This window comes from Cryobacterium sp. MP_3.1 (assembly GCF_035984795.1).
GTDB classification, from domain to species: Bacteria; Actinomycetota; Actinomycetes; order Actinomycetales; family Microbacteriaceae; genus Cryobacterium; species Cryobacterium zongtaii.
The window spans coordinates 13,357-36,811 of the sequence record NZ_JAXCHV010000017.1; the positions used below are offsets into that span (position 1 = coordinate 13,357).

Annotated in this window: 21 protein-coding genes; 4 read left to right on the forward strand and 17 right to left on the reverse strand. The window is 68.8% G+C overall.

The window, feature by feature from the left end; translation table 11 throughout:
* Positions 1–48: 48 nt before the first annotated feature.
* The 4 genes from RCH12_RS11745 to RCH12_RS11760 form a co-directional block, all read right to left on the reverse strand.
* A complete protein-coding gene (locus RCH12_RS11745; protein ID WP_327016976.1) occupies positions 49–2,622 on the reverse strand; it encodes a bifunctional metallophosphatase/5'-nucleotidase in 2,574 nt (857 codons plus the stop codon).
* A gap of 244 nt (positions 2,623–2,866) precedes the next feature.
* On the reverse strand, positions 2,867–5,986 hold the full coding sequence (locus RCH12_RS11750; protein ID WP_327016977.1) for an ExeM/NucH family extracellular endonuclease: 3,120 nt from the start codon (positions 5,984–5,986) through the stop codon (positions 2,867–2,869).
* Between the two features lie 279 nt (positions 5,987–6,265).
* A complete protein-coding gene (locus RCH12_RS11755) occupies positions 6,266–6,778 on the reverse strand; it encodes an amino-acid N-acetyltransferase (RefSeq protein WP_103430205.1) in 513 nt (170 codons plus the stop codon).
* Between the two features lie 123 nt (positions 6,779–6,901).
* A complete protein-coding gene (locus tag RCH12_RS11760; RefSeq protein WP_327016978.1) occupies positions 6,902–9,427 on the reverse strand; it encodes an ATP-dependent Clp protease ATP-binding subunit in 2,526 nt (841 codons plus the stop codon).
* Positions 9,428–9,736: 309 nt separating this feature from the next.
* Here RCH12_RS11760 and RCH12_RS11765 point away from each other — a divergent pair, with 309 nt between their 5' ends.
* The 4 genes from RCH12_RS11765 to RCH12_RS11780 all read left to right on the forward strand — a co-directional run bounded on the left by RCH12_RS11765 (position 9,737) and on the right by RCH12_RS11780 (position 13,236).
* Positions 9,737–10,384: a hypothetical protein gene (locus RCH12_RS11765; RefSeq protein WP_133163719.1), complete on the forward strand. Its 648-nt coding sequence runs from the start codon at positions 9,737–9,739 to the stop codon at positions 10,382–10,384.
* On the forward strand, positions 10,384–10,614 hold the full coding sequence (locus RCH12_RS11770; RefSeq protein WP_327016979.1) for a helix-turn-helix domain-containing protein: 231 nt from the start codon (positions 10,384–10,386) through the stop codon (positions 10,612–10,614). The genes RCH12_RS11765 and RCH12_RS11770 overlap by 1 nt, the downstream gene beginning before the upstream one ends.
* Before the next feature lie 111 nt (positions 10,615–10,725).
* A complete protein-coding gene (locus RCH12_RS11775) occupies positions 10,726–12,249 on the forward strand; it encodes a hypothetical protein (RefSeq protein ID WP_103430208.1) in 1,524 nt (507 codons plus the stop codon).
* A gap of 9 nt (positions 12,250–12,258) precedes the next feature.
* On the forward strand, positions 12,259–13,236 hold the full coding sequence (locus tag RCH12_RS11780) for a pirin family protein (RefSeq protein ID WP_327016980.1): 978 nt from the start codon (positions 12,259–12,261) through the stop codon (positions 13,234–13,236).
* Between the two features lie 21 nt (positions 13,237–13,257).
* Here the strand turns inward: RCH12_RS11780 and cls are convergent, their stop codons facing one another.
* The 13 genes from cls to folE are packed head-to-tail and all read right to left on the reverse strand — an operon-like array spanning position 13,258 to position 23,454.
* Positions 13,258–14,712 (reverse strand): cardiolipin synthase, encoded by a 1,455-nt coding sequence (gene cls, locus RCH12_RS11785; protein WP_327017009.1) that lies wholly within the window; start codon positions 14,710–14,712, stop codon positions 13,258–13,260.
* Positions 14,713–14,723: 11 nt separating this feature from the next.
* Positions 14,724–14,900, reverse strand: a complete 177-nt coding sequence (locus RCH12_RS11790) for a hypothetical protein (protein WP_165787932.1) — start codon at positions 14,898–14,900, stop codon at positions 14,724–14,726.
* A 42-nt stretch (positions 14,901–14,942) separates the two neighbouring features.
* Positions 14,943–15,095: a hypothetical protein gene (locus tag RCH12_RS11795; RefSeq protein ID WP_165787931.1), complete on the reverse strand. Its 153-nt coding sequence runs from the start codon at positions 15,093–15,095 to the stop codon at positions 14,943–14,945.
* A 5-nt stretch (positions 15,096–15,100) separates the two neighbouring features.
* Positions 15,101–16,642 (reverse strand): lysine--tRNA ligase, encoded by a 1,542-nt coding sequence (gene lysS / locus RCH12_RS11800; RefSeq protein WP_327016981.1) that lies wholly within the window; start codon positions 16,640–16,642, stop codon positions 15,101–15,103.
* Positions 16,643–16,698: 56 nt separating this feature from the next.
* On the reverse strand, positions 16,699–17,574 hold the full coding sequence (panC, locus tag RCH12_RS11805) for a pantoate--beta-alanine ligase (protein ID WP_423739401.1): 876 nt from the start codon (positions 17,572–17,574) through the stop codon (positions 16,699–16,701).
* Between the two features lie 2 nt (positions 17,575–17,576).
* Positions 17,577–18,356 carry a Rossmann-like and DUF2520 domain-containing protein gene (locus tag RCH12_RS11810; protein WP_327016982.1) on the reverse strand — a complete coding sequence of 260 codons (780 nt, stop codon included), beginning with the start codon at positions 18,354–18,356 and terminating at the stop codon, positions 17,577–17,579.
* Positions 18,353–19,999, reverse strand: a complete 1,647-nt coding sequence (locus RCH12_RS11815) for a PH domain-containing protein (RefSeq protein ID WP_327016983.1) — start codon at positions 19,997–19,999, stop codon at positions 18,353–18,355. Before RCH12_RS11815 ends, RCH12_RS11810 begins: the two co-directional genes overlap by 4 nt.
* The gene (locus tag RCH12_RS11820) at positions 19,996–20,529 is read right to left on the reverse strand and encodes a PH domain-containing protein (protein WP_327016984.1); all 534 of its coding nucleotides are present in this window, start codon (positions 20,527–20,529) and stop codon (positions 19,996–19,998) included. The genes RCH12_RS11815 and RCH12_RS11820 overlap by 4 nt, the downstream gene beginning before the upstream one ends.
* On the reverse strand, positions 20,522–21,010 hold the full coding sequence (locus RCH12_RS11825; RefSeq protein ID WP_327016985.1) for a DUF3180 domain-containing protein: 489 nt from the start codon (positions 21,008–21,010) through the stop codon (positions 20,522–20,524). The genes RCH12_RS11820 and RCH12_RS11825 overlap by 8 nt, the downstream gene beginning before the upstream one ends.
* Positions 21,007–21,654: a 2-amino-4-hydroxy-6-hydroxymethyldihydropteridine diphosphokinase gene (gene folK, locus RCH12_RS11830; RefSeq protein WP_327016986.1), complete on the reverse strand. Its 648-nt coding sequence runs from the start codon at positions 21,652–21,654 to the stop codon at positions 21,007–21,009. Before folK ends, RCH12_RS11825 begins: the two co-directional genes overlap by 4 nt.
* Positions 21,651–22,076, reverse strand: a complete 426-nt coding sequence (gene folB / locus RCH12_RS11835; protein ID WP_327016987.1) for a dihydroneopterin aldolase — start codon at positions 22,074–22,076, stop codon at positions 21,651–21,653. Before folB ends, folK begins: the two co-directional genes overlap by 4 nt.
* Positions 22,073–22,879: a dihydropteroate synthase gene (gene folP / locus RCH12_RS11840; RefSeq protein ID WP_327016988.1), complete on the reverse strand. Its 807-nt coding sequence runs from the start codon at positions 22,877–22,879 to the stop codon at positions 22,073–22,075. The genes folB and folP overlap by 4 nt, the downstream gene beginning before the upstream one ends.
* Positions 22,876–23,454 (reverse strand): GTP cyclohydrolase I, encoded by a 579-nt coding sequence (gene folE, locus RCH12_RS11845; protein ID WP_207795439.1) that lies wholly within the window; start codon positions 23,452–23,454, stop codon positions 22,876–22,878. The genes folP and folE overlap by 4 nt, the downstream gene beginning before the upstream one ends.
* Position 23,455 lies beyond the last annotated feature (1 nt).

The window sequence follows — 23,455 nt, forward strand, 5'->3', positions numbered from 1 at the left end:
CAGGCTAGCGAGGTCTACCGGCGCCGCCGGTAATGCTCTGCGTGTCGGTTATGAATCCATCGAAACCCGGCGACGACTCACCAGAACCGCACCGAGCAGCAGCATCAGCGCGCCGCCGGCCAGCCACGGGCTGGCGTCCAGTCCGGTCTGGGCGAGTGTCCCGGCCGGGGTGACGCCGGCGACGGTGATCTCGGTCCAGCCGATCACGGCGCCCGCGGCGTCCTGCACGATGATGCTGTGCGTACCAGCGGCGAGGCCGGCCGGCACCACCGCGGCGACGGTGCCCGCGGCGCTGACCCGCTGCCAGCCGCCCAGGTTGATCGGCGTGGAGCGAACCCAGACGGAGACGTACTGACCGGCGAACGCGGTTCCGACGCCGATGGTGAGCTTGTCCCCGGCGGCCACCGTGGAGTCATTGACCGTGATCTTGTTCTGCAGGGCCTTGGTCAGAGCGGACTCGGCCGCGGCCGTCGGTGCGCTCGTGGGAGCGGACGATCCGGTCTGGGGAAGCTCGGTGGGGGCGGGGGTCGGAGCCGTCGTCGGCACCGGGGTCGGCTCCGTGGTCGGGACCGGGGTCGGCTCCGTGGTCGGGACCGGGGTCGGCTCCGTGGTCGGCTCGGGCGTCGGGACCGGGGTCGGCTCCGTCACCGGAACGGTGACGGCCAGGGGTACCCGCACCGTGGTGCCGGATTCCTTGGCCGTGAGGGTGATCTCGCTGGCGGCCGCGGCGTCGGCGGGCACGGTGACGGTGACCGTTGCGGCGCCGGTGGTGTCGACGGATGCCGGAGCGAAGACCGTCTTGCTGCCAGCCCAGGTGACGGCGAGTTCGGTGTTCTTCGGCGAGCCCAGCGAGGTGAGGTTGAGCTGGCCCACGGTGAAGCTCACCGAGTCACCGGGCTTCACGGCGGTGGCCGGAACGCCGGTCACGGATGCCTGCAGCGCCTTGAACGACGGCGACAGTGGGCTCTTGGCCGTGATGTAGGAGATCCAGGCGTCCCGGTCGACCAGACCGGAGTCGCGGGTGCCGGTGCCCTGGGTGAAGATGCGGAAGTTGTCGCCGCCGGTGAGCAGGAAGTTGAACGAACCGATCCGGTAGCCGCGGGTCGGGTCGATGGGTGCGCCGTCGATCCAGATGCCGGTGATCCGGTCGCCCTGAGCGCGGGTCGCGTCGAACGTGTAGTTCACGTTGTCGGAGAGTCCCAGCTGCAGGTAAGGGCGGCTCGGCACGGCGCCCTTGCTGTCGAGCTGCCACTGCTGTTCGAGCGCGACCTTGAACTGCGCACCGGTGAGGGTGGTGGTCCACAGGTTGTTCAGGAACGGCAGGACGGCGTTGGCCTCCGAGAAGCTGATGTCGGAGTCCGGTGTCGTGGAGAGCTCGGCGCGCATGCCGCCGGGGTTGACGATGCCGATCTCGGCGCCGCCCTTGGCCGGGTCGGCCAGGGACTCGCGCAGGGAGTTGGCGACCAGGGTGCCCATGGTCGACGGTGCGGCACGGTCTTCGACCACGGGGCTGGCCCCACCGATGGAGGCCCGGCTGATGGGGGCGGTGAGGGAGCCGACCTTCACGTTGCCGGTGACGGCCGCCTGGGCGAGCGCTGCATCCGTGATCGACTTGACCGCGGCGACCCGCGGGAACGCGGTCACGAGGTCGGCGTCGGCGGTGGTGCTGCGCTTGACGTTCTGGTTGGTCACCGTGGTGGTGGCCTTGGTGGCGGGGTCGTAGCTGAGCACGACCTGGCCGATGTTCTCGCCGTAGCTGCCGGTCTGCAGGACCGGGCGGGTCACGCCCGTCGCTGCGCCAGGCACCTGGGCGTTCCAGGCGTACAGCTTGTGGGTGTGGCCGGTGAAGATGGCGTCCACCGCCGCTGAGGTCTTCGTGACGATCTTGGCGAAGGCGCTGTCGGTGAGGGCCAATTCCTGCTCGAGGGTGGCGTTCTCCACGGTTCCGGCGCCGGCGCCCTCGTGGTATTCGGCGATGATGACGTCGGCCTCGCCGTTGGCGGCGTCGCCGTCGGTGAGCTGGCCGGCAACGCGGTTGACCGCGTCGACGGGGTCGCCGAAGCTGACCGTGGAGATGCCATTGGGCGCGACCAGGGTGGGGGTCTCCTCGGTCACGGTGCCGATGACGGCAACCTTGACGCCCTTGACGTCCTGGATCGCGTATTCCTGCAGGGCCGGGGTCTGGGTGCCGGCCTGGTAGACGTTGGCGCCGAGGTAGTCGAAGTCGGCTTCGTCGGTGACCCGTCCGGTGAGGTCGGCGATGCCCTGGTCGAACTCGTGGTTTCCGACCGCGGAGGCCGACAGCTCGAGGGCGTTGAGCACGTCGAGGGTCGGGGTGTCTTTCTGCGAGGCGGAGGCGTAGAGCGAGGCGCCGATGTTGTCCCCGTCAGAGAGGAACAGGGTGCTGTCGGGGAACTGGGCGCGCAGGGTCTCCACGGTTCCGGCGAACTTCACGGTGTTCAGGTCGATCCGCCCGTGGAAGTCGTTGATGTTCAGCAGGTTGAGCTGCACAGTGGCCGGGGCCGCGAGGGCCGGGACGGCGACGACGGGAGCGCCCACCAGGCACGCTCCGATCACTGCAGCGAAGGCCAGCCGAAGCGGGCGGGACGGATTGAGCGACATTGTTCTCCTCGAAAGTGGTGCCGTGGGGTGACGGGGATGCAGGTGAAGGGCCGGTGTGGCGCGCGTGACAATCGGCGACAACACCGGACGGACTGACTGTGGGGGCAGCCTAACGACGCCGGATGTCCGGCGGGTTACGGCGAGGCAACTTGCTCAGATGAGCACAGGAGGGCAGACGAGGCCAACTTCTGAGCGATGGGGAGCGGGCGCCCCCGGCTGGGGGACGCCCGCTCGGGCCGGTCGGTTAGGCGCTCGGCAGGGTGGAGCGGCGACGTCGAGCGAGCAGCGCGCCGAGCAGCAGCAGGAGCAGGGCCCCGGCCAGCAGTGGGGCGCTCTCCACACCCGTGCTGGCGAGCGTTCCGGCCGCTGCCGAACCGGGAGCCACGACCGTGATCTCGGTCCAGCCGATGACCGCGCCCGCTGCATCCTGCAGGATGATGCGGTGCGTGCCCGCGGCCAGGTCCGTCGGCAGCGCCGTGGTCACGGTGCCCGCAGCGCTGACCTGCAGCCAGCCACCCAGGTTGACCGGGGTGGAGCGCACCCACGCCGACACGAAGTCACCGGCATACGTGGCACCGGCCGTGATGGTGATCGCGGAGCCGACCGGGTAGCGCGACGCGTTGGTGCTGATCTTGTCGCGGAGGGCGGCGGTGAGGGCACTCTCCGGCGCCGCGGTCGGGGCAAGTGTCGGTGCGGTGACTGCCGGGACGGTGGGCGTCGACGTGGGAACCGGGGTGGGCTCGGTCGTCGGGACCGGGGTCGGCGCCGTTGTGGGGACCGGGGTGGGCTCCGTCGTCGGGACCGGGGTGGGCTCCGTCGGGCTCGCCAGGTTCAGGCCCAGGATCGCCGGGTCGTGGTCCGAGGACCTGAAGGCGTCTGCGACATAGAAGTCGGTCACGTTGTTGTTGTACCGGCTGTATTCCAGCGCCACGGATTCGACCGAGTTGATGTTCCAGACGTCCACATCGCTCACGACGGCATCCGCTTCGGGGGAAGCAAAGACGTGGTCGAGCGAACCGACCGACCCGCCGAACGCGTAGGTGTATTCGCCGCTCTTGGCTTCCTGGTTCAGGTAGCCGGCATCGGTGATCACCTTGATCGGGTCTTCCTGGTCGTAGGCGTTGAAGTCGCCGGTGAGGAACACCCTGTCGATGCCGGACTGAGCCGACATCGTGTCGGCGAACGCGACCAGCGCGGTCGCCTGGTTGACGCGGGAGGCGTTCGAGGCGCCCTGACCGTCGCCCATGTCGGCGTCCACGCCGGTGCCCGACCCCTTGGACTTGAAGTGGTTGACGATCGTGAGGAAGCGGCTGCCGGTATCGCCGACCAGCTGGAAGGCCTGGGCGAGCGGCTGGCGGGCGTTGCTGAACGCGGCGGATCCGGTGAGGATCGTGGATCCGCCCACGGTTTCAACAGCTGCCTTCTGGTAGATGAAGGCGGTGCGGATGACGTCTTCGTTGGCCGGCAGCGCGGCCGGGGACGGCACGAACGCCCAGGCATCCTGGCCGAGGTCGGCGTTCAACGCGGCGACCAGGGTGGCCAGGGCGGTGTCCCGGTCGGCGCCGAAGACTGCCGAGTTCTCGATTTCTTCGAGTGAGATGACCTGCGCGTCGAGGGCGTTGATGGCCGCGACGATCTTGGCCTGCTGGCGCAGGAAATTCGCCTGGTCCGCCGCGCCGCGGGCGTCGCAGCCGCCGCTCACGGTGATCTTGGCGCCGGCACGGTCGGTGTAGTACTGGCACCCGGTGAGGGTGTCCCCGGTGGTGGAGAAGTAGTTCAGCACGTTGAAGGTGCCCAGGCGGATGTCGCCGCCCACCTTCTCCGGCGCCGAGCTGCGGGTGTTCTCGAAGGTGGCCGGCTGCACGGTGGCGGCGTTGGCGGGCACCAGGGCTGTTGTCGGCTGCAGCTTCCAGGCGCTGTTGCGGTAGTCGAGGATCGTCGGCTTGGTGAAGGTGACCGCGGCGCCGATGCGTACCGGGGCGGTGGTGGAGAGGTACGGAACCGGCAGGCCCTTGTTGGACGAGCTGAGGTAGTTGGTGCTCGCGCCGTCGTCGAGGGTGACTGCCCGTGCCGCGTTGGCGGCGATGGCGGCCGTGTAACCGGCGCTGCCGGGGCGGTCGGTGACGGTGGGGTTGACCAGGGGCGTCGTGCCGGCGGCGAGGCCGATTTCGGCGTACTGGTTGGTGGTGTAGTTGTTCGTCACCGTAAACGCACCGACGGGGGCGACGAGCATGCCCTCCAGGCGTTCACGGTCTGCGTCCGTGGCCGGGAGCCGGAGTTCGGCGGCGACCGGGGCGGTGATGCCGGCGCCGTCGAGCCGGGTGATGTCGCCGAGAGCGTTGATGGTCAGCTGGGTGAGGCCGTAGTACTCGCTGACAGCGCCGGTGACGCTCACGTAGTCGCCGACGGCGACGTCGACGCCGAGGGTCTTGGTGTAGACGAAGATGCCGTGGGACGCCGGATTGTTGGCACCATCGGTGCCGGGGGTCTGCAGGTAGAAGCCGGCAAAGTCGCCGGTGGGGTAGGCGGCGGTGACGACGCCGACGGTCTTCACGGTGCTGCCGGCCAGCGGGCTGGCATCCGCGGCGCCCTGGATGGCGCTGATCGCGGTGGTGTCGGTGGGCGGGGCCGTCGTCGGGGTGGGGGTCGGGGTGGGAATGACGACGGGAGGGTCGGTCGGGGCCGGTGTGGGTGTTCCTCCGGTCGGGCCGGCCGAATTGGTGGGGGTGATCGTGGCCGACAGGGTGATGTCTGCGGCGTTGTTGTCGGTGTCGGCGGCGGCGCTTCGGTTGAGCGACTTGACGTCGGTGTTGGAGCTCGGCGCCGGCGCGACGGCGCCCTCGAAGGTGAGGGAGGCGCCGTAGCCGACCAGGTCGATCACGTCCGGGTTGGCCGCCGAATCGCCGGAGTCGAGGGTGGTGAGTGCCGTGGTGGACTTGGCGAGGATCAGGGTGCCGGTGGTGCCGCTCGGGCTCAGCGTGGAGACCTGGTCCGGGGTGGGGAGCGCCGCCCCGGTGGTACCGTTCGAGCCGCCGGAGACGAGGTAGTAGCCCTTGGCCGGGATCGTTCCGGTGAGGGCGACGACGGCGCTCGGCTTGTCGGCGAGGACGCCGGTGGCCTTGCGGTACTGCAACGACCAGGCGGAGAGGTCGATGGCGGCATCCGTGGGGTTGTACAGCTCGACGAACTTGGTCGCGAATGCGGCGTCTTTGCTGCCTCCGCTGAGGTAGGCCTCGTTGATGACGACGCCGGTGCCGGCGGTGTTGGCCTGGGCGGGGAACGCCACGACCGGCGCGACGGCGAGGCACGCTCCGATCAGGGAAGCGAGGGCCAGCCGAAGCGGGCGGGGCGGGGCGAGCGACATGGAGTCTCCTGGGTGGGTGCGATGAACGGTGTGACGGAACAGGGTGCAGGGCAGGCGCAGGTTAAGACGCGGTGGAGCTCGGGTTGTGGGCACGCCGAACGTGCGAGTGGGCGCGCCACCATCACCGCCGGAGCGGGTGGCGCACGAGAGTTGCAGGTCGGCCGGAGTGCTTGGAGGGCAGCCTAACGACCGTCCATGTCCGGTTGGTTACGCGAAGGCAACATGCTCAGATGAGCAGAGAAATGCCGACGGCGCCCACATCTGAGCGGGCCTGGTCATTCAGGCGAGGCGCTTGAGCATCCGGGTGTTGCCGAGGGTGTTCGGCTTGACGCGGGCGAGGTCGAGGAACTCCGCGACGCCCTCGTCCGGTGAGCGCACCAGCTCGGCGTAGATGGCGGGGTCCACGGTTTCGGTGCCCATGTCGACGAACCCGTGCCGGGTGAAGAAGTCCACCTCGAAGGTGAGGCAGAACAGGCGCGTCAGGCCCAGTTCCCGGGCGTCCGCCTCCAGGCGGCCGATGAGCGCGTGCCCGATACCGCGCCCGAGCCAGTCCTCGGACACGGCGAGAGTGCGCACCTCGCCGAGGTCCTCCCACATCACGTGCAGGGCGCCGCAACCGACCAGGTTGCCGTCCAGGTCCTCGACCACGCGGAACTCCTGCACGGCCTCGTAGAAGACCACGCGGTCCTTGCCGAGCAGGATGCGTTGCTGCACGAGGGGCTCGACGAGGGCCTGGATGAGCGGCACGTCGCGGGTCTGCGCCCGGCGCACGATGAACTCCTGGTGTGTCACGTCCGCCCGCTCTCCTGGCCGCCAGCCGCGACCGATTCTGATGTGCCGAAAGGTCAAGTCTAGGGGCGGACGACAAACGGCCCGGCGGAGGTCCGCCGGGCCGTTCGTGTGGTGCTGGTGTCTCTATTCGCTGGTGATGGCCAGATCGGGCGTGCCCGGTCCGGTGCCGACAGCCGCGGCGGTGTTGATGCCCACCGAGACGGCCTCGTTGCGGTTCGTCGTGGTGAACACGTACTCCCCGTCGACGAAGTCCACGTGCACGTGGTCGCCGGCGTTCAGTTCGCCGTGCAGGATCTTCTCGCTCAGGCGGTCCTCCACCTCACGCTGGATCGCGCGACGCAGCGGCCGGGCGCCCAGGGCGGGGTCGAAGCCGACCTCGATGAGGTGCTCCTTCACCGCGAGGGTGAGGTCGATGGTCATGTCGCGGTCGAGCAGCCGGTCGCCCAGGCGCTTGATGAACAGGTCCACGATCTGCACCAGTTCGGGCTTGGACAGCTGCGGGAAGACGATGATCTCGTCGACGCGGTTGAGGAACTCGGGTTTGAAGTGCTTCTTCAGTTCCTCGTTCACCTTTCCGCGCATCCGGTCGTAGCTGGTGGCCGTGTCGCCCTCGAGCTGGAAACCGACGGGCGAGCCGCTGATGTCCCTGGTGCCGAGGTTGGTGGTCATGATGATGACGGTGTTCTTGAAGTCGATCACGCGCCCCTGGCCATCCGTCAACCGGCCCTCTTCCAGAATCTGGAGGAGCGAGTTGAAGATGTCGGGGTGAGCCTTCTCGATCTCGTCGAATAGCACAACGGAGAACGGCTTGCGGCGCACCTTCTCGGTGAGCTGGCCGCCCTCCTCGAAGCCGACGAACCCGGGAGGGGCACCGAACAGGCGCGAGACCGTGTGCTTCTCGCCGTACTCGCTCATGTCCAGCGAGATCATGGCGGCCTCGTCGTCGAAGAGGAACTCCGCGAGCGCCTTGGCCAGCTCGGTCTTGCCGACACCGGTGGGGCCGGCGAAGATGAACGAACCGCTCGGACGCTTCGGGTCCTTCAGGCCGGCACGGGTACGACGGATGGTCTTGGCGAGCGCCGAGATGGCCTCTTCCTGACCGATGACGCGCTGGTGCAGTGCCTTCTCCATGAAGACCAGCCGCGAGGACTCTTCTTCGGTGAGCTTGAAGACGGGGATGCCGGTGGCCTGGGCCAGGACCTCGGCGATCAGGCCCTCGTCGACGACCGCGGTGGTCTTGACGTCGCCGGACTTCCACTTCTTCTCCAGACGCAGACGCTCGCCGAGGAGGTTCTTCTCCTCGTCGCGCAGGCCCGCGGCCTTCTCGAAGTCCTGGTCCTCGATCGCGGTTTCCTTGGCGGCACGCACCACGGCGATCTTCTCGTCGAATTCGCGCAGCTCCGGCGGGCTGGACAGGATCGACAGGCGCAGGCGTGCGCCGGCCTCATCGATCAGGTCGATGGCCTTGTCCGGCAGGAATCGGTCGGAGACGTAACGGTCGGCGAGGTTGGCCGCGGCCACGAGGGCGCCGTCGGTGATGGACACCTTGTGGTGCGCTTCGTACCGGTCGCGCAGCCCCTTGAGGATGTTGATGGTGTGCGGCAGCGACGGCTCGTTCACCTGGATGGGCTGGAAGCGGCGCTCGAGCGCGGCATCCTTCTCGAAGTGCTTGCGGTACTCATCCAGCGTGGTGGCGCCGATGGTCTGCAGTTCACCGCGGGCGAGCAGGGGCTTGAGGATCGAGGCCGCGTCGATGGCGCCCTCGGCGGCACCGGCTCCGACGAGGGTGTGGATCTCGTCGATGAACACGATGATGTCGCCGCGGGTGCGGATCTCCTTGGTGACCTTTTTCAGGCGTTCCTCGAAGTCACCGCGATAGCGGCTGCCGGCGATGAGCGAGCCGAGGTCGAGCGAGTACAGCTGCTTGTCCTTCAGCGTCTCGGGCACATCGCCCTTGACGATCGCCTGGGCGAGACCCTCGACGACGGCGGTCTTGCCGACGCCGGGTTCACCGATGAGCACGGGGTTGTTCTTGGAGCGGCGGGAGAGGATCTGCATGACCCGCTCGATCTCCTTCTCGCGCCCGATCACCGGGTCGAGTTTGTTGTCGCGCGCCGCCTGGGTGAGGTTGCGCCCGAACTGGTCGAGAATCTGGCTGCCCGCGGGGTTGGCCGCGGTCTCGTTCGCACCCACCTGCACCTGCTCCTTCCCCTGGTAGCCGGAAAGGAGCTGGATGACCTGCTGGCGCACCCGGTTGAGGTCGGCGCCGAGCTTGACCAGCACCTGGGCGGCCACGCCCTCGCCCTCGCGGATGAGCCCGAGCAGGATGTGCTCGGTTCCGATGTAGTTGTGGCCGAGCTGCAGCGCTTCGCGCAGGCTCAGCTCGAGGACCTTCTTGGCGCGCGGCGTGAACGGGATGTGCCCGGTGGGCTGCTGCTGCCCCTGGCCGATGATGTCCTGCACCTGTTCGCGCACGGCATCCAGCGAGATGCCGAGGCTCTCCAGGGCCTTGGCGGCCACGCCTTCACCCTCGTGGATGAGCCCGAGCAGAATGTGCTCGGTTCCGATGTAGTTGTGGTTGAGCATCTTGGCCTCTTCCTGGGCCAGGACGACGACACGACGAGCTCGGTCGGTAAATCTCTCAAACATATGAACACTCCCTTGGCGCCAGGGCGGTTATGGCACCGATACAAAGAGAGTAACCAGCGGATGCCCGGATGCGTGCCTCTGTTCGCCATGGGCGTGACGGATGTGACTCGCGCGCTCGCCTCCGTCTCCTGCAGCACCGGCGGTTCCGCGGCATTTCCCCCCCGACCTGCCCCCGTTCGGACGAGTTGCCCCGGCACACCGGGGCAGGTGGACCGCAGCGGGGCAGCTCGACCGAGACCCTTGCTTCGCACAACGATAAACGATATGGTCGGGACCGACATTCATATCGATAATCGTTAGGAGCATCTCGTGATGAAAACGGCTCAGGCCGAGAGGGCGCCACGTACGTCCCGACTCGAACACCGGCTCGGCAGGGTTCTCACCTGGTTGGTGCTGATCGGTGCCGTGCTCTCGGGGCTTCTGGCGACCGGCATCGGCGTCGTCACCCTGGTCGGGCAGCTCCTCACCGACAGGTTCGTCGTCACACTTTTCGCGGATGCTCCCCTGCCGCCGGCAGCGTCAAGCGGCACCGCGCAGATCCACGGCGGCAGTTTCGCATCGGCCGAGGTCACCGTCACCGGGCTCAGCGCACTGCCCAGGTTTCTGCTCACCCTGGAGGGCTCCACCGCGCTGGCCACGACACTGCTGGTCTCGGCGACGGTCTTCTATTTCTGCTGGAGCGTGCTGCGCCGCCGGCCGTTCACCCGTCCGGTCTTCTGGTTGGTCGCGCTGGTCGGCTACGCACTGCTCCTGGGCACCGTGCTCGGGCAGGGCTTCGGCGGGCTGGGCCGCATGATCGCCGCGGGCGAGCTGAACGGCGACGCCCCTGACGGGTTCTGGCCACTGGCCACCCTCGTCGACCTCGCACCCGCCGGCACCGGACTTGTGCTCCTCGTCGCCGCCGCCGCCATTTCCCTCGGCCAGCGTCTGCAACGCGAGACCGACGGACTCGTCTAGTGGCGCCCGCCGCTGACGACGAGGCCACGGGCATCCACTGCCGTCTCGACGCGCTGCTCATCGAGCGCGGGATGACGCTCACCAGGCTCAGCGAGCTTGTCGGAGTCAGCGTGGTCAACCTCTCGGTCCTCAAGAACGACCGGGCCAGAGCCATCCGGTATTCGACCCTGGCCGCGATCTGCGCCGCCCTGGACTGCGAGGTGGGCGACCTGCTCGTGCGCGCCGACTGAGCCCGGCCAGCTGCGAGATGCCCTTGCGAGGGCACCGGACTGCGCAAATACTGTCAGCACTCAGGTTCCACGATTTCGCGACCTGCACCCGCAGGCGAAAGGCGGCGGCACATGGACGGCTCCTCGAACCTCGCCAAACCGGCTCGCTCGAACGGCCTCGCCGACCCGGCCGCCGAGATCGCCCGGCTCTCCGCCGAGAACGCCCGGCTGCGCGGACAGCTCGGCCCGGCCGCCGAACACCGAGCGTCCGCCAGGTGGCGGGCGTTTTTTGCGGCGCTGCTGATCACCATCGGGGTGCTCCTGGCCCCGGTGAGCGTGGTGGCCTATTGGACCAAGGGCTACATCAATGACACCGACAGGTTCGTCGCCTCGCTCGCCCCGCTCGCGGACGACCCCGCGGTGCAGGCGTACCTGGTTGACGAGATCGTCGCGGTGGTCAACGAGAACGTCGACATCAACACCATCACCAGCGATCTCTTCACCGGGCTGGAGAGCCTCGATCTGCCGCAGGCCGCCAAGGACGCCCTGGCGCTTCTCGAGACACCCGCCGCGCAGGGGGTTCAGCAGCTGATCGAGTCCGCAGCCACCAATATCGTCGCCTCGGATGCCTTCGCCGAGCTGTGGGAACAGGCACTGCGGACCAGCCAGACCCAGGTCATCGCGGCCCTGGAGGGTGACACCTCCACGGCGCTGGTGATCAGCGACACCGGCGAACTCGGCATCCAGCTCGGGCCGATCATCGCAGAAGTGAAGAAGGAACTGGTCGACCGGGGCTTCTCGTTGGCAACGAACATTCCCGAGGTCGATCGCACCATCGTGGTGGCCCAGTCCGACTCGTTGGTGCAGGCGCGCACCGGGTATCAGCTGCTGAACGTGCTCGGTTTCGTCCTGCCGCTGGTGAGCCTGGGCCTGATCGTCCTCGGCGTGCTGGTGGCCAGACGACGCTCCCGCACCATGATCTGGGCCGGACTCACCCTGGCCCTGGCCATGGCCGTACTCGCCGCCGGGATCGCGGTGGGGCGGATCCTCTTCGTCAGCGCGTTGTCGCCCACGTACCTTCCCAACAACGTGGCCCAGGCGCTGTATGACGCCGTTGTGCCGTTCATCAACACCACGGCCCTGTCGGTGGGGCTCGTCGGCTTCACCGTGGCCGTGGTGGCGTATCTGGCCGGGCCGTTCCGTGGGTCCACGATCGTGCGGCGGGCCACCATCGGCACCTGCGCCCGGATCCGGGCGGCGGCGGCGAACGCCGGGGTCACGACGGGCGGTTTCGGGGACTTCCTCTATCACTACCGGCGCTTGGCCCACGTGCTGATCGGGCTTGCTGCCGCAGCGGTCGCGATCTTCTGGCGTCCGCTTGCTGTACCGGTGATCATCTGGACGGCGGTCCTGGCGCTGATCGCCGTGCTGCTCGTCGAACTGCTGCAGCGCCCGCCGGTCACGCCCGGGGTTCCGCCGGTCCCCGGGACAAAGCCGGGCACGCCCTCGGGGCCGCAGGAACCGACGGCGGCCGCCGGCACCGAGTCGGTCAACCCCACCCTCCCGTTGCCGCCGGCAGACCCCGACGATCTGCGCGGGCAGACGGGCCCCACCGAGCCCCTTGAACCGCTACGCACCCCGGCACGCCCGGAATAAGCTCACAGTGTGAGCAACCTCGAAACCGAACCGGTCGAACTCGTCTGCGACCCCAGCACGACCTCCGAGGTGGATGTCGTCATCCTGCAGCCCCGGGATGTACCCCTGGGCGGTCTGCGGGCGATGGGCGTGCGTCGCACGCTCCCCCAGCGCGCGAGAAGCCTGATCGGCGCCTGGTGCTTCGTCGATCACTACGGCCCAGACGACGTGTCGGTCACCGGCGGGATGGTGGTGCCGCCGCATCCGCACACCGGGTTGCAGACGGCGAGCTGGCTGTTCGCCGGCGAGGTCGAGCACCGCGACAGCGTCGGCAGCCTCGCTCTGGTCCGGCCGGGCGAGCTGAACCTGATGACCGCGGGTTCCGGTATCAGCCACTCCGAGGTGTCCACGCCGGACACCACGGCGCTGCACGGGGTGCAGCTGTGGATCGCCCTGCCCGAGCTCACCCGCCACCAGGCGCCGCACTTCGAGAACCACGTCATCGCACCGGTGACGCGGGGCGCGGTCACCCTGCACGTATTCCTGGGTACGGTGGCCGGACAGACCGCCGCCGCCACCGGGGACACCCCGCTGGTCGGCGCTCAGATCGACCTGCCGGCCGGGTCGTCGATCGACCTTGACGTCGACCGATCCTTCGAACACGGTGTGCTCGTCGACGCCGGCACCGTCAGTGTCGGCGGCGCACCGGTGCACCGGAACGAACTGGGCTTCATCGACAGCGGACGTCCGGTCATCCGCCTGGAGAACACCGGCGACGGCCCGGCCCGGGTGCTGCTGCTGGGCGGTGAGCCGCTCGGCGAGCAGATCGTGATGTGGTGGAATTTCATCGGCCGCAGCCACGAGGAGATCACCGCCTGGCGGGACCAGTGGCAGGCGGAGGTGATCGACGACTCGGACGCCGACGGCCGGTTCGGCCACGTCGCGTACCACGGTGCGCCGCTGCCGGCGCCGATGCTGCCCACCGTGCGGCTCAAACCCCGCCGCTGAACCGCGGTTCGCCCGCTGCGGCTACTGCACGGCGGAGGTCAGCCTGGCGAGGTTGTCGAGGATCGTCGAGCGCAACGGCTGCTTCATCCACTCGTCGAGGGTGAGCTCGCGACTGTCTGCCCGGTAGCCGTCCTCCACCGCCCGGAGCGCCTGCACGAACGAAGCCCCACGCACCATCAGGGACACCTCGAAGTTGAGGCTGAACGAGCGCATGTCCATGTTGCTCGAGCCGATCACGGCGACATCATCGTCGATGGTGAAGTGCTTGGCGTGCAGTACGTACGGCGCCTTGTACATGTAGATCTTCACGCCCGCCCGCAGCAGTTCCTCGTAGTAGGAACGTTGGGCGTGGTAAACGAGAGCCTGGTCGCCGATCTCAGAGACGAAAAGTTCCACGTGCAGGCCGCGCTGCACGGCTGTCGTGACCGCGTACATGATCGACTCGTCCGGCACGAAATACGGGCTGGTGATCACGATGCGTTCCTGCGCGTAGTACAGCAACGCGAGGAACAGGCGCAGGTTGTTCTCGCCCTCGAAGCCGGGTCCGCTGGGCACGACCTGGCAGTCGATGGCATCCGAGATGTCCTCGGGGTGCACGGGCTCGATGTCGCGGGTGAGCAGCTCGTTGGTCTCGCTGTACCAGTCGGTGATGAAGATCGCGTTCAGGCCAGAGACGATGGGGCCTTCGAGCCGGACCATCAGGTCTTTCCATTTGAGGCCGCGGCGAATGTTGCTCTTCATGTTGTAGGTGCGGTCGATCACGTTCTGCGAGCCCATGAACCCGACCCGACCGTCGACGATGACGAGCTTGCGGTGGTTGCGCAGGTCGGGCCGCTGCCACTGACCCTTGAACGGCTGCAGCGGCAGCATCAGCTGCCACTGCACGCCGGATTCGGTGAGCCGCTTCTTGGTCTTTTTGAAGCCCGGCTTCCGCATCGACTGGATGTGGTCCATCAGCACCCGTACCGTCACGCCCCGCTTGACCGCGTTCTCCAAAGCGTCGAAGAACGGGGTGGTGGTGGGGTCGAGGGAGAGGATGTAGAACTCGACATGCACGTACTTCCGGGCCTTGTCGATGTCGGCGACCATCGCGGCGAAGGTCTCCTCATAGTTGCCGTGCAGCCGCGCCCGGTTGTCGCCGACGAGTGGCATCGCGCCGAGATTGCGGTTGAGCGCGACCACGGATTCGAGCCAGCCCGGCCACGGGTGGTCGCGTTGCACGCGTTCCATGCCGGCGGTGCTGTCGAGGATGAACTGGTTGATCTCGGCCTGCATTTCCACCCGACGCTTGGGCAGGGTGCGATAGCCGATCAGCAGGAAAAGCAGGAACCCGAAGTAGGGGATCAGGAAGATCGCCAGCAGCCACGCCATGCCGGAGGTGGGCCTGCGGTTGCGGGGTACGACGATGATCGCGATCACCCGGATGGCGAAGTCAACAAGGAATGCCACCACGAGAAGGATGGTGGATAGGTCAATACCGAACACGGTTAGGCGGCCGGTTTGTCAAGGCCGAGTCTGGCCCGCTCCTCGGCTTCGACCCGCGCGTAGGCGTTTCGTTCGGTGCGGTCTGAACGGATGATGGCGCGCACGATGATCCAGAAGAGCACCCCGACCAAAACCGTGGGCGCGAGCGAGTACAAAGCGTTGGCCCAGAAGCTATCCATAGTCCCTTCAGCCTACGCGATCTGGACGCGCCCGCCGCCGGGTTACTTGGTGAGGATGCCGAAGATCCCGGAACCGAGCAGGTACAGGCCGACGCCACCCACCACGATCCAGATCATGATCCGGTTGGTCGACGGGCCCTTCTTCTTGCCGTCGTCATCCGGCTTCAGCTGGTCCTTGGGCAGAAAAGTCATCATGCGGGTTACTTTACCAACGGGAACAGAATGGTCTCCCGGATACCGAGGCCGGTCAGGGCCATCAGCAGCCTGTCGATGCCCATTCCCATGCCGCCGGTGGGCGGCATGCCGTGCTCCAGGGCCCGAAGGAATTCTTCGTCCAGTCGCATGGCCTCCGGGTCGCCGCCGGCGGCGAGCCTGGCCTGCTCCACGAAGCGTTCGCGCTGCACGACGGGGTCGACGAGCTCGGAGTAGCCGGTGGCCAGTTCGAAGCCGCGGATGTAGAGGTCCCATTTCTCCACGACGCCGTCGATCGAGCGGTGGCCGCGCACCAGCGGGCTGGTGTCCACCGGGAAGTCGAGCACGAAGGTGGGCCGGACCAGGTCGCCCTTGACGAAGTGCTCCCACAGCTCTTCGACGTACTTGCCGTGGATGGGGTGATCGACCTCGACGCCTTCGGCGGCGGCCAAGGCCTGCAGCTCGGCCAGCGGGGTGGCCGGGCTGATGGTGCGTCCCACGGCGGTGGAGAGGCTGTCGTACATGCTGATGCGGTCCCACTGGCCGCCCAGGTCGTACTCGGTGCCGTCGGCCCAGGTCACCACGTGCGAGCCGCCGGTGATGGCCGCAGCAGCATCCTGGATCAGGGTCTGGGTGAGCTCGGCGATCGAGGTGTAGTCGCCGTAGGCCTCGTAGGCCTCGAGCATCGCGAATTCGGGCGAGTGGGTGGAGTCGGCGCCCTCGTTGCGGAAGTTGCGGTTGATCTCGTAGACCCTGTCGATGCCGCCGACGACGGCGCGCTTGAGGAACAGCTCCGGTGCGATGCGCAGGAACAGCTCGGTGTCGAACGCGTTGCTGTGGGTGGAGAACGGCCGGGCCGAGGCGCCGCCGTGCAGGGTCTGCAGCATCGGCGTCTCGATCTCGAGGAAGCCGCGCGCGGTGAAGGTTGCGCGCAGGCTCGCGACGGCCTGGGAACGCTGCACCACGGTGCGGCGGGCCTGCTCACGGGCGATGAGGTCGAGGTAGCGGCTGCGCACCCGGGTCTCTTCGCTGAGTTCGGAGTGCAGGTTCGGCAGCGGCAGCAGCGCCTTGGCGGCGATCTGCCACTCGGTGACCATGACCGACAGTTCGCCGCGGCGGGAGGAGATGACCTCACCGGCGACGAAGACGTGGTCGCCGAGGTCGACGAGGTCCTTCCACGCGGCCAACGATTCGTCGCCGACGGCGGCGAGCGACACCATGGCCTGGATGCGGCTGCCGTCGCCGGACTGCAGGCTCGCGAAACAGAGCTTGCCGGTGTTGCGCAGGTGCACCACGCGGCCGGCCAGGCCTACGGTCTCGCCGGTGGCGGCGTCCGCTTCGAGCTCGCCGTACCGGGCGCGAACGGCGGGGATGGTGTGGGTGACGGGCACCGACACCGGGTAGGCGCCACCGGCCGGGCTGGACGCGGCCGCGTTCAGGCGGTCACGCTTGGCCAGGCGCACGGCCTTCTGCTCGGTCAGTTCGGCGGCGGCCTGTGCGTCATCGTTGCTGGGCGTGTCGCCGGGCACGGCGTCGGGGGTGGTGCTCATGCGGTTCTCCGTCGGTGGGCGTACACGGGCCAGGCCCGGCACCCCGTTGAAAGCGGTTAGGGGATGTCCAGTGAAATGTTGTCGATCAACCGGGTGCTGCCGACCACCGCGGCGACCAGCATCCTGGCCTGGCCGCGGTAGTCGTCGTCGACCGGCAGGAAGGTGTGCGGGTGCACGACAACCAGATAGTCCAGTTTAACCAGAGGCGCGGCCCCGATCACCGCGTGGGCGGCAACTATCGCGGCGGGAACCCCGGAGTGGGCCGCGGCCGCGGCCGCGGTCAGGCCCACGAACAGCGACCTGGCCGCGGTGCGGGCGGGCTCGTCGAGGTTGCGGTTGCGGCTCGAGCGGGCCAGGCCGTTGTCCTCCCGCACCGTGGGCACGACCTCGATGCGCACCCGCAGGTTGAGGTCGGCGACCATCCGCTCCACCAGGAAAACCTGCTGGGCGTCTTTCTGACCGAAGACGGCGATGTCGGGTTCGACGATGTTCACCAGCTTCGCGACGACGGTGAGCATGCCGTCGAAGTGGCCGGGCCGGGCGGCACCCTCGTAGAGACCGCCGACCGCGCCTGCGGTCAGGCGGGTCGACGAGGCGCCGTCGGGGTACATCTCCTGGGCGTGCGGGGCGAAGACGAATGCGGCGCCCTCCTCCGCCAGCGCCGCCACGTCGGCGTCGAGGGTGCGCGGGTAGGTGTCGAGGTCTTCGTTCACGCCGAACTGCAGCGGGTTGACGAAGACCGACACGACCACGATGTCGCCGACGGCGACGGCACGCCGCACGAGTTCCCGGTGCCCGGCGTGCAGGGCGCCCATGGTGGGAACGAGCACGACGTGGGCATCGCCACCCCTGGCCGCGGCGTTCTGTTTGGCGAGGCAGAGGCTATTTCGCAGCTCGTCTATCGTGTCGATGACTTCTGGCTTGGTGAGCACGGTCACTGGTCCTCCGGGTCAAACGGGTGGGGCGGGTATGGCGGGTCGAGTAGGTGGGTGGTGTCGCCCAGATCGGCGAGGTCGTCGAGCGGATGCCTGGCGCCGGTGCGGGTGAGGGCGTTCTCGATGGCCGAGCGCACCAGCGGCGCGATCACGGCCCCCGGCGCCTCGATACCGATCTCGCTGAGCAGCCGGGTGGATTGGTCGACGATCGAGCTGGAGAACGCCGTGGCGGTCTCGATGCCTTCGGAGTAGATCTCCCGGTCGCCCTCGGCCACGATCACCGGTTCGCCGCCCATCTCCACGACCAGGGCCTGCGCGATCGGCAGCACGGGGGCTGGGGCGGTCACGGCAAAGTAGCTGTCGGCCAGGCGGCTGATGTCCAAGCTGGTGCCCGTGAACGCCATTGCCGGGTGGATGGCCAACGGGATCGCGCCGGCCCGCTGGGCGGGCAGCAGCACGTTGGTGCCGTAGCGTGCGGAGGTGTGCAGCACGAGCTGGCCGGGCTGCCAGGTTCCCGTGGCAGCGAGGCCGGTCACGAGGCTGTCCAGCTGGTCGTCCGGCACCGCGATGATCACCAGTTCGCTGCGCTCCACCACCTCGGGCACCGTGAGCACGGGAACGCCCGGCAGGATCGCTTCCGCGCGGTCACGGCTGGCCTGCGAGATCGCGGAGATGCCGATCAGGGCATGCCCGGCGCCGGCGAGAGCGGCGGCGAGGATGGGTCCGACATGGCCGGCGCCGATGACGCCGATGCCCAGGCGGCCCGGTCGCACCGTCACGAGGTCACCTCCGCGGCGGCGGCGGGGCCGACCGGGCTGGCGGGTCGCGGGGTCGGCGCTGGGTCCGGGCCGATGCGACTCCAGTGGTGGCTGGTGTCGGACTCCGCGGACGCGACGGCGCCGGCGGTGACGGTCTCCAGCAGGCGCACGGCCTCCCCCACGTCGAGCACGCCGAGGGTCGCGGTCACCGGTCCGGTCACGGTGTGCAGCCTGGCGGTGGCCAGTCGAAGACGGCGTCGGACGGGTCCCTGGTTGATGCCGACGCTTTGCAGACGGGCCAGGGGTACCAGGACGAGTTCCCTGGACAGCACGCCGCGGCGGAGCAGGACGGCGCCGGCGGATACCGCGTAGCCGGTGCGGCGCCAGGAGAACGGTCGCAGCCAGGCCGCCCGGCGGGGCGCGTTGCGGAAGCCGTCGTCGCCGCCGCGGGAGGTGAGGCCGTGCTGGATCAGGACCCGCTGCTCGTCGAGCGCGAACCCGGGCAGGATCAGTTCGAGGACCTTCGCCACGTCGGCCAGCGACCCGACCGGCAACACGGTGGTGGCCGCCTGGCCGGCTGCGCCGTCGTTGGTGGAGTGGCCGGCCTTATTGATGCTGATCTGCCACCACCCGAAGGGCCGCCAGACCAGCGGCTGGGTCACGCCGATGGCGTGGATGCGTCCGGGCGGCAGGGTCTCGTTGCTCGTTGTGAGCAGCCCGAAGCCCACCCGCACGCCGTCCCTGGTGCCGGCGATGCTGTACCGCAGCGATTTGGTGAACCTGGAGACGTAGTATCCGATGCTCGCGATGAGGCCGGGGAAGATCGCGATCAGCAACCACTCGCTGCCGCCGACGATGACGCTCACGATGAGAGCGACGATGGCCACGGCGACGAAGACCGTGAAGCCGCTGAACACTATCGAGCCGATCAGCCGCAGCACCGGGATCCGTACGACCGACTCCGGCGGGGCCGCGTCAGGGTCCAGTTCGGGGGCGAGGAATTCGCCCACCCGGCTGGTGGCGTAGTCGTTGAGGGCCTGACGGCGGCCGGCGTGCGCGGCGGTCGCCGTGTCGGCGGGGATCTCTGCGGGGTCGCCGTCCGGCAGCGGCGCCTCCGGCACGCTCTCGCCCGCGACGGGCCGGGGCTGGCGTGCGCCGGAGGCCAGCTGCAGGATGTCGCGGCGCAGCCCGTCGGCCAGCGCGGAGCCGAGATAGGCGAGCTGCACGTTGGCGTCCTGACCGGCCACGCTCACCTCGAGCTTGGCCGCACCGAACAGCCTCGGGATGAGGGGGCGCACGATGTTCACGCCCTGGATGCGGTCCAGGCGCGCCTGCCGGTGGCTGCGGAACAGGACGCCGCTGCGGACCTCGACGGATTCATCGCTGACCCTGAAGGTGTGCATCCGCCAGGACAGGGTGAAAGCGATGAGGATGACGATGAGGATCGCGGCGGCGATGAGCAGCGCCCAGCCCACGGCGCCGCGCTCGTAGATCTCGTCGAGGGGGTCGCCGGATTGCCGTGGGATCCCGAAGACCACGTCGACGAAGCGTTCGCGCAGGTTGGCGATGACGAAGCCGAGCAGGGCGAAGACGAAGATGCCGCCGCGCAGCACCGGGCTCGCGGGATGCAGGCGGTGCCAGTCCCCGTCGGCGAGGGAGGTCACAACCCGGCCCGCCGACTCTCGGCCAGTTCCACCAGGCGGTCGCGGAGGGCATCCGCGTCGGCCTCGGCGAGGCCGGGGATCGCGACGCCGGAGGATGCGGCGGCCGTGACGAACTTGAGGTCGGCGAGGCCGAGCAGGCGCGCGACCGGGCCGCGGGTGATGTCGACCAACTGCATGCGGCCGTAAGGCACCGACACGAACCGCTGGTACATGATGCCGCGGCGAAAGAGCAGGTCGTCGGCGCGCAGTTGGTACCCGATCGAGCGCACCCGGCGGGGCTCGAACGCCAGCGAGACCAGGGTGATCAGCGCGATCAAGCCGCCCACCCAGGCGGCCCAGACCTGGTCGAGCATCAGCCAGAGGGCCCCGGCGGCGGCGCAGACTATGAGCAGGAAGACGACGGTTCCCACGATTTCGACCATGACGTACTTCGGCGACACGCGCTTCCATTCGCCCGCCTCCGGCAGGTCGAGGCGGGCACCGACGGGTGCTACGGCCTCGATGGGGTCGCTGCCGGGGTAATCAGGCACGGGCTGCTCCGCCATCGTTCGGTCCCCCATTGTCGTGATCGTGGTCGTCCGGCGGCAGTGTGCAGAAATGCTCCGCTACGAGCCCGCCCGCGAGGAGGATCACGGCGCCGAGCGCCATCCCGATTGCGAGCCACAACGATGTTACCGCCGGTACCACCGACCGGGTGAGGATGAAGGCCACGATGCCGAGGCCCACGCCGAGCAGGAGCGCACTGGACAGGCTGGATGCCTTGGCGAGCAGGGCGATCCGCATTGCCAGGAACGGGTCGACGCGTTTTGTCGCCCGACCTCTGGTGGCCTGGCGGATCGGCCAGGCCAGGGAGACGAGGATCACGGCGATCAGGATCAGGGCCAGGGGCAAGGTGAACGGTGGAACTATGATCGGCGCGCTCCAGGCCGTCGCCGCCAGTTCGACCAGGAACCCGACGACGAGCCCGGCCAGGCCCAACGCGATCAGCGGGGTGGGGTGGGTGCGCTTCATCGGCGATCGTCCTCGTTCTCGGTGAGGTCGTCGGTGAGGTCGTCCGGGGTGCCCGGTCGCGGTCGGCCCGGGGTCTCGTGCAGGGTCTCGGCGTGGGCGACCTCGGTGTGCGCGGGGTCGGTGCTCGCGGTCACCGGATGCGCCCTGGCGGTGCGTGCGGCGACGGCCAGGAGTTCGCGCACCCGGCCCCGACCGGGCAGCTCGGCGTCGGGGTCGATGTCGAGCCAGGGAGCCAGCACGAAGTCGCGTTCCGCCGCGCGCGGGTGCGGGAGGGTGAGTCTGTCGTCGTCGATGCGGAGGTCGCCCAGGCAGATCAGGTCGATGTCCAGGGTGCGGTCGCCCCAGCGTTCCTCCCGGACCCGGCCGTGGTCGTTTTCGATGACGTTGACGGCGTCGAGCAGGGCGTGCGGCTCGCCCGTCCACAGCACGCTCACCACAAGGTTGAGGTAGCCGGGTGCGGCGAGGTCCACCCCGTCGGGCTTCACGGCGTCGGAGGCGTACACCGGGGAGATCGCGGTGAGTTGCACGCCGGGCAGTTCGGCGACGGCGCGCACGGCGGCGGCCAGGGTGCCCTCGCGGTCACCGAGGTTGCTGCCCAGGGCGAGCACGGCGGTGCGTGCCGGGGCGGCGTCGGCGTCGGTCATGCGCGGCTCCCTTCGGTTTGCGTGCGTTCGGTTTGCGTGCGTTCGGTTTGCGTGCCTTCGATCCGCGTGCGTTCGATCTGCACCGACACATCCGCGAACGGGATCTCGATGGGAGCCTGCGGCTTGTGCACTGTCACCCGCACGCGTTCGGCGGCGTCGTGGGCGAGAACCACGTCGGCGATGCGCTCGGCGAGGGTCTCGATGAGATCGACGGGGTCACGACGCACGGCGTCGGCGACCTCCTCGGCGAGTTCGCCGTAGTGGATGGTGCGGGACAGGTCGTCACCGGCCGCCGCCGCACGGAAATCCAGCCAGACCGTCACGTCGATGACGAACTCCTGACCGTTCTCGCGTTCGAAGTCGAAGACACCGTGGTGCGCGGTGATCCGCAGCCCGGTGAGGGTGATCGAGTCGGTGCTCATGACCCTATTCTGGCCGAATCGACCCGGGCGAGCACGTTGAGGGCGGCCCGGGTGCCCGCCACGTCGTGCACACGAACGGCCCAGGCGCCCGCCTGGGCGGCGAGCACGCTGAGCACGGCGGTTGGCAGATCCCGGTCGATGATGGTGGCGTCTTCCGGCAGCACGCCGGCCAGGAAGCGTTTGCGGGAGGCACCGACCATGACCGGAAGGCCGAGCGGAGCGAGGGCGTCGAGCCTGGCGAACACCCGCCAGTTCTGCTCGGCGTCCTTGCTGAAACCGAGGCCGGGGTCCAGCACGATCTGGCTGCGCGCCACCCCGGCAGCCTCGAGGACGGCGACTCGTTCGGTCAATTCGGCGACCACGGTGGCGACCACGTCGTCGTACTCGGCGAAGGTGTCCATGGTGCGGGCGTGGCCGCGCCAGTGCATCGCGATGTAGGTCAGGCCGGTGCGGGCGACCACCGCCGCCATGCCGGGGTCGGCCAGACCGCCGGACACGTCGTTGATGATGTCGACCCCGGCGTCGGCGGCCCGTGCGGCGGTCTGGGAGTTGAGGGTATCGACACTGGTCATGATGCCCAGCCGGCGCAGCTCGGTGATCACGGGCAGCACCCGGGCCTGCTCGACCTGGGGCGAGACCCGGTCGGCGCCGGGCCGGGTGGATTCCCCGCCGACGTCGATGAGGTCGGCTCCCGAGGAGTGCAGGTCCACGGCGTGTCGCACGGCAGCGTCGGTACTCGCCCACCGGCCGCCGTCGCTGAACGAGTCGGGGGTGACGTTGAGCACACCCATCACCAGGGTCACCGCCCGACCTGCGTCCCGCCGATGAGGGCGATGATCTCCGAGCGAGCAACGGGCAAGGCCAGGTCCCCACGGCTGGCCATGGTCACGGTGGAGCTGTGGGTCTGGCGGGGACCCCTGGTGGTGACGCAGCCGTGGCTGGCATCGAGGACCACCAGGATCCCGCGCGGCGCCAGCCCGGTCTCGAGGGTGTCGGCGATCTCTTCGGTGAGCCGTTCCTGCAGTTGGGGCCTGGCGGCGAGGGTCGTCACGACGCTGGCCAGTTTGCCCAGGCCTACGATGCGTTCACCGGGCAGGTAGGCCAGGTGAGCGGTGCCGAGGAACGGCAGCAGGTGGTGTTCGCAGACGGAACGGAACTCGATGTCACGCAGCAGCACCAGTTCGCCGGTCCGGTCTCCGACCGGCACTGTGTCGCGCAGGTGGTCGAGCGGGTCCTGGCCGAGACCGGCGAAGAACTCGGCGTAGGCCGACGCCACTCGCTCCGGGGTCGACGCCAGGCCGGCCCGGCCGGGATCCTCACCGATGGCGGCGAGGATCTCGGCGACGGCCGCTTCGATGCGTGGCTGGTCGACTCCCACG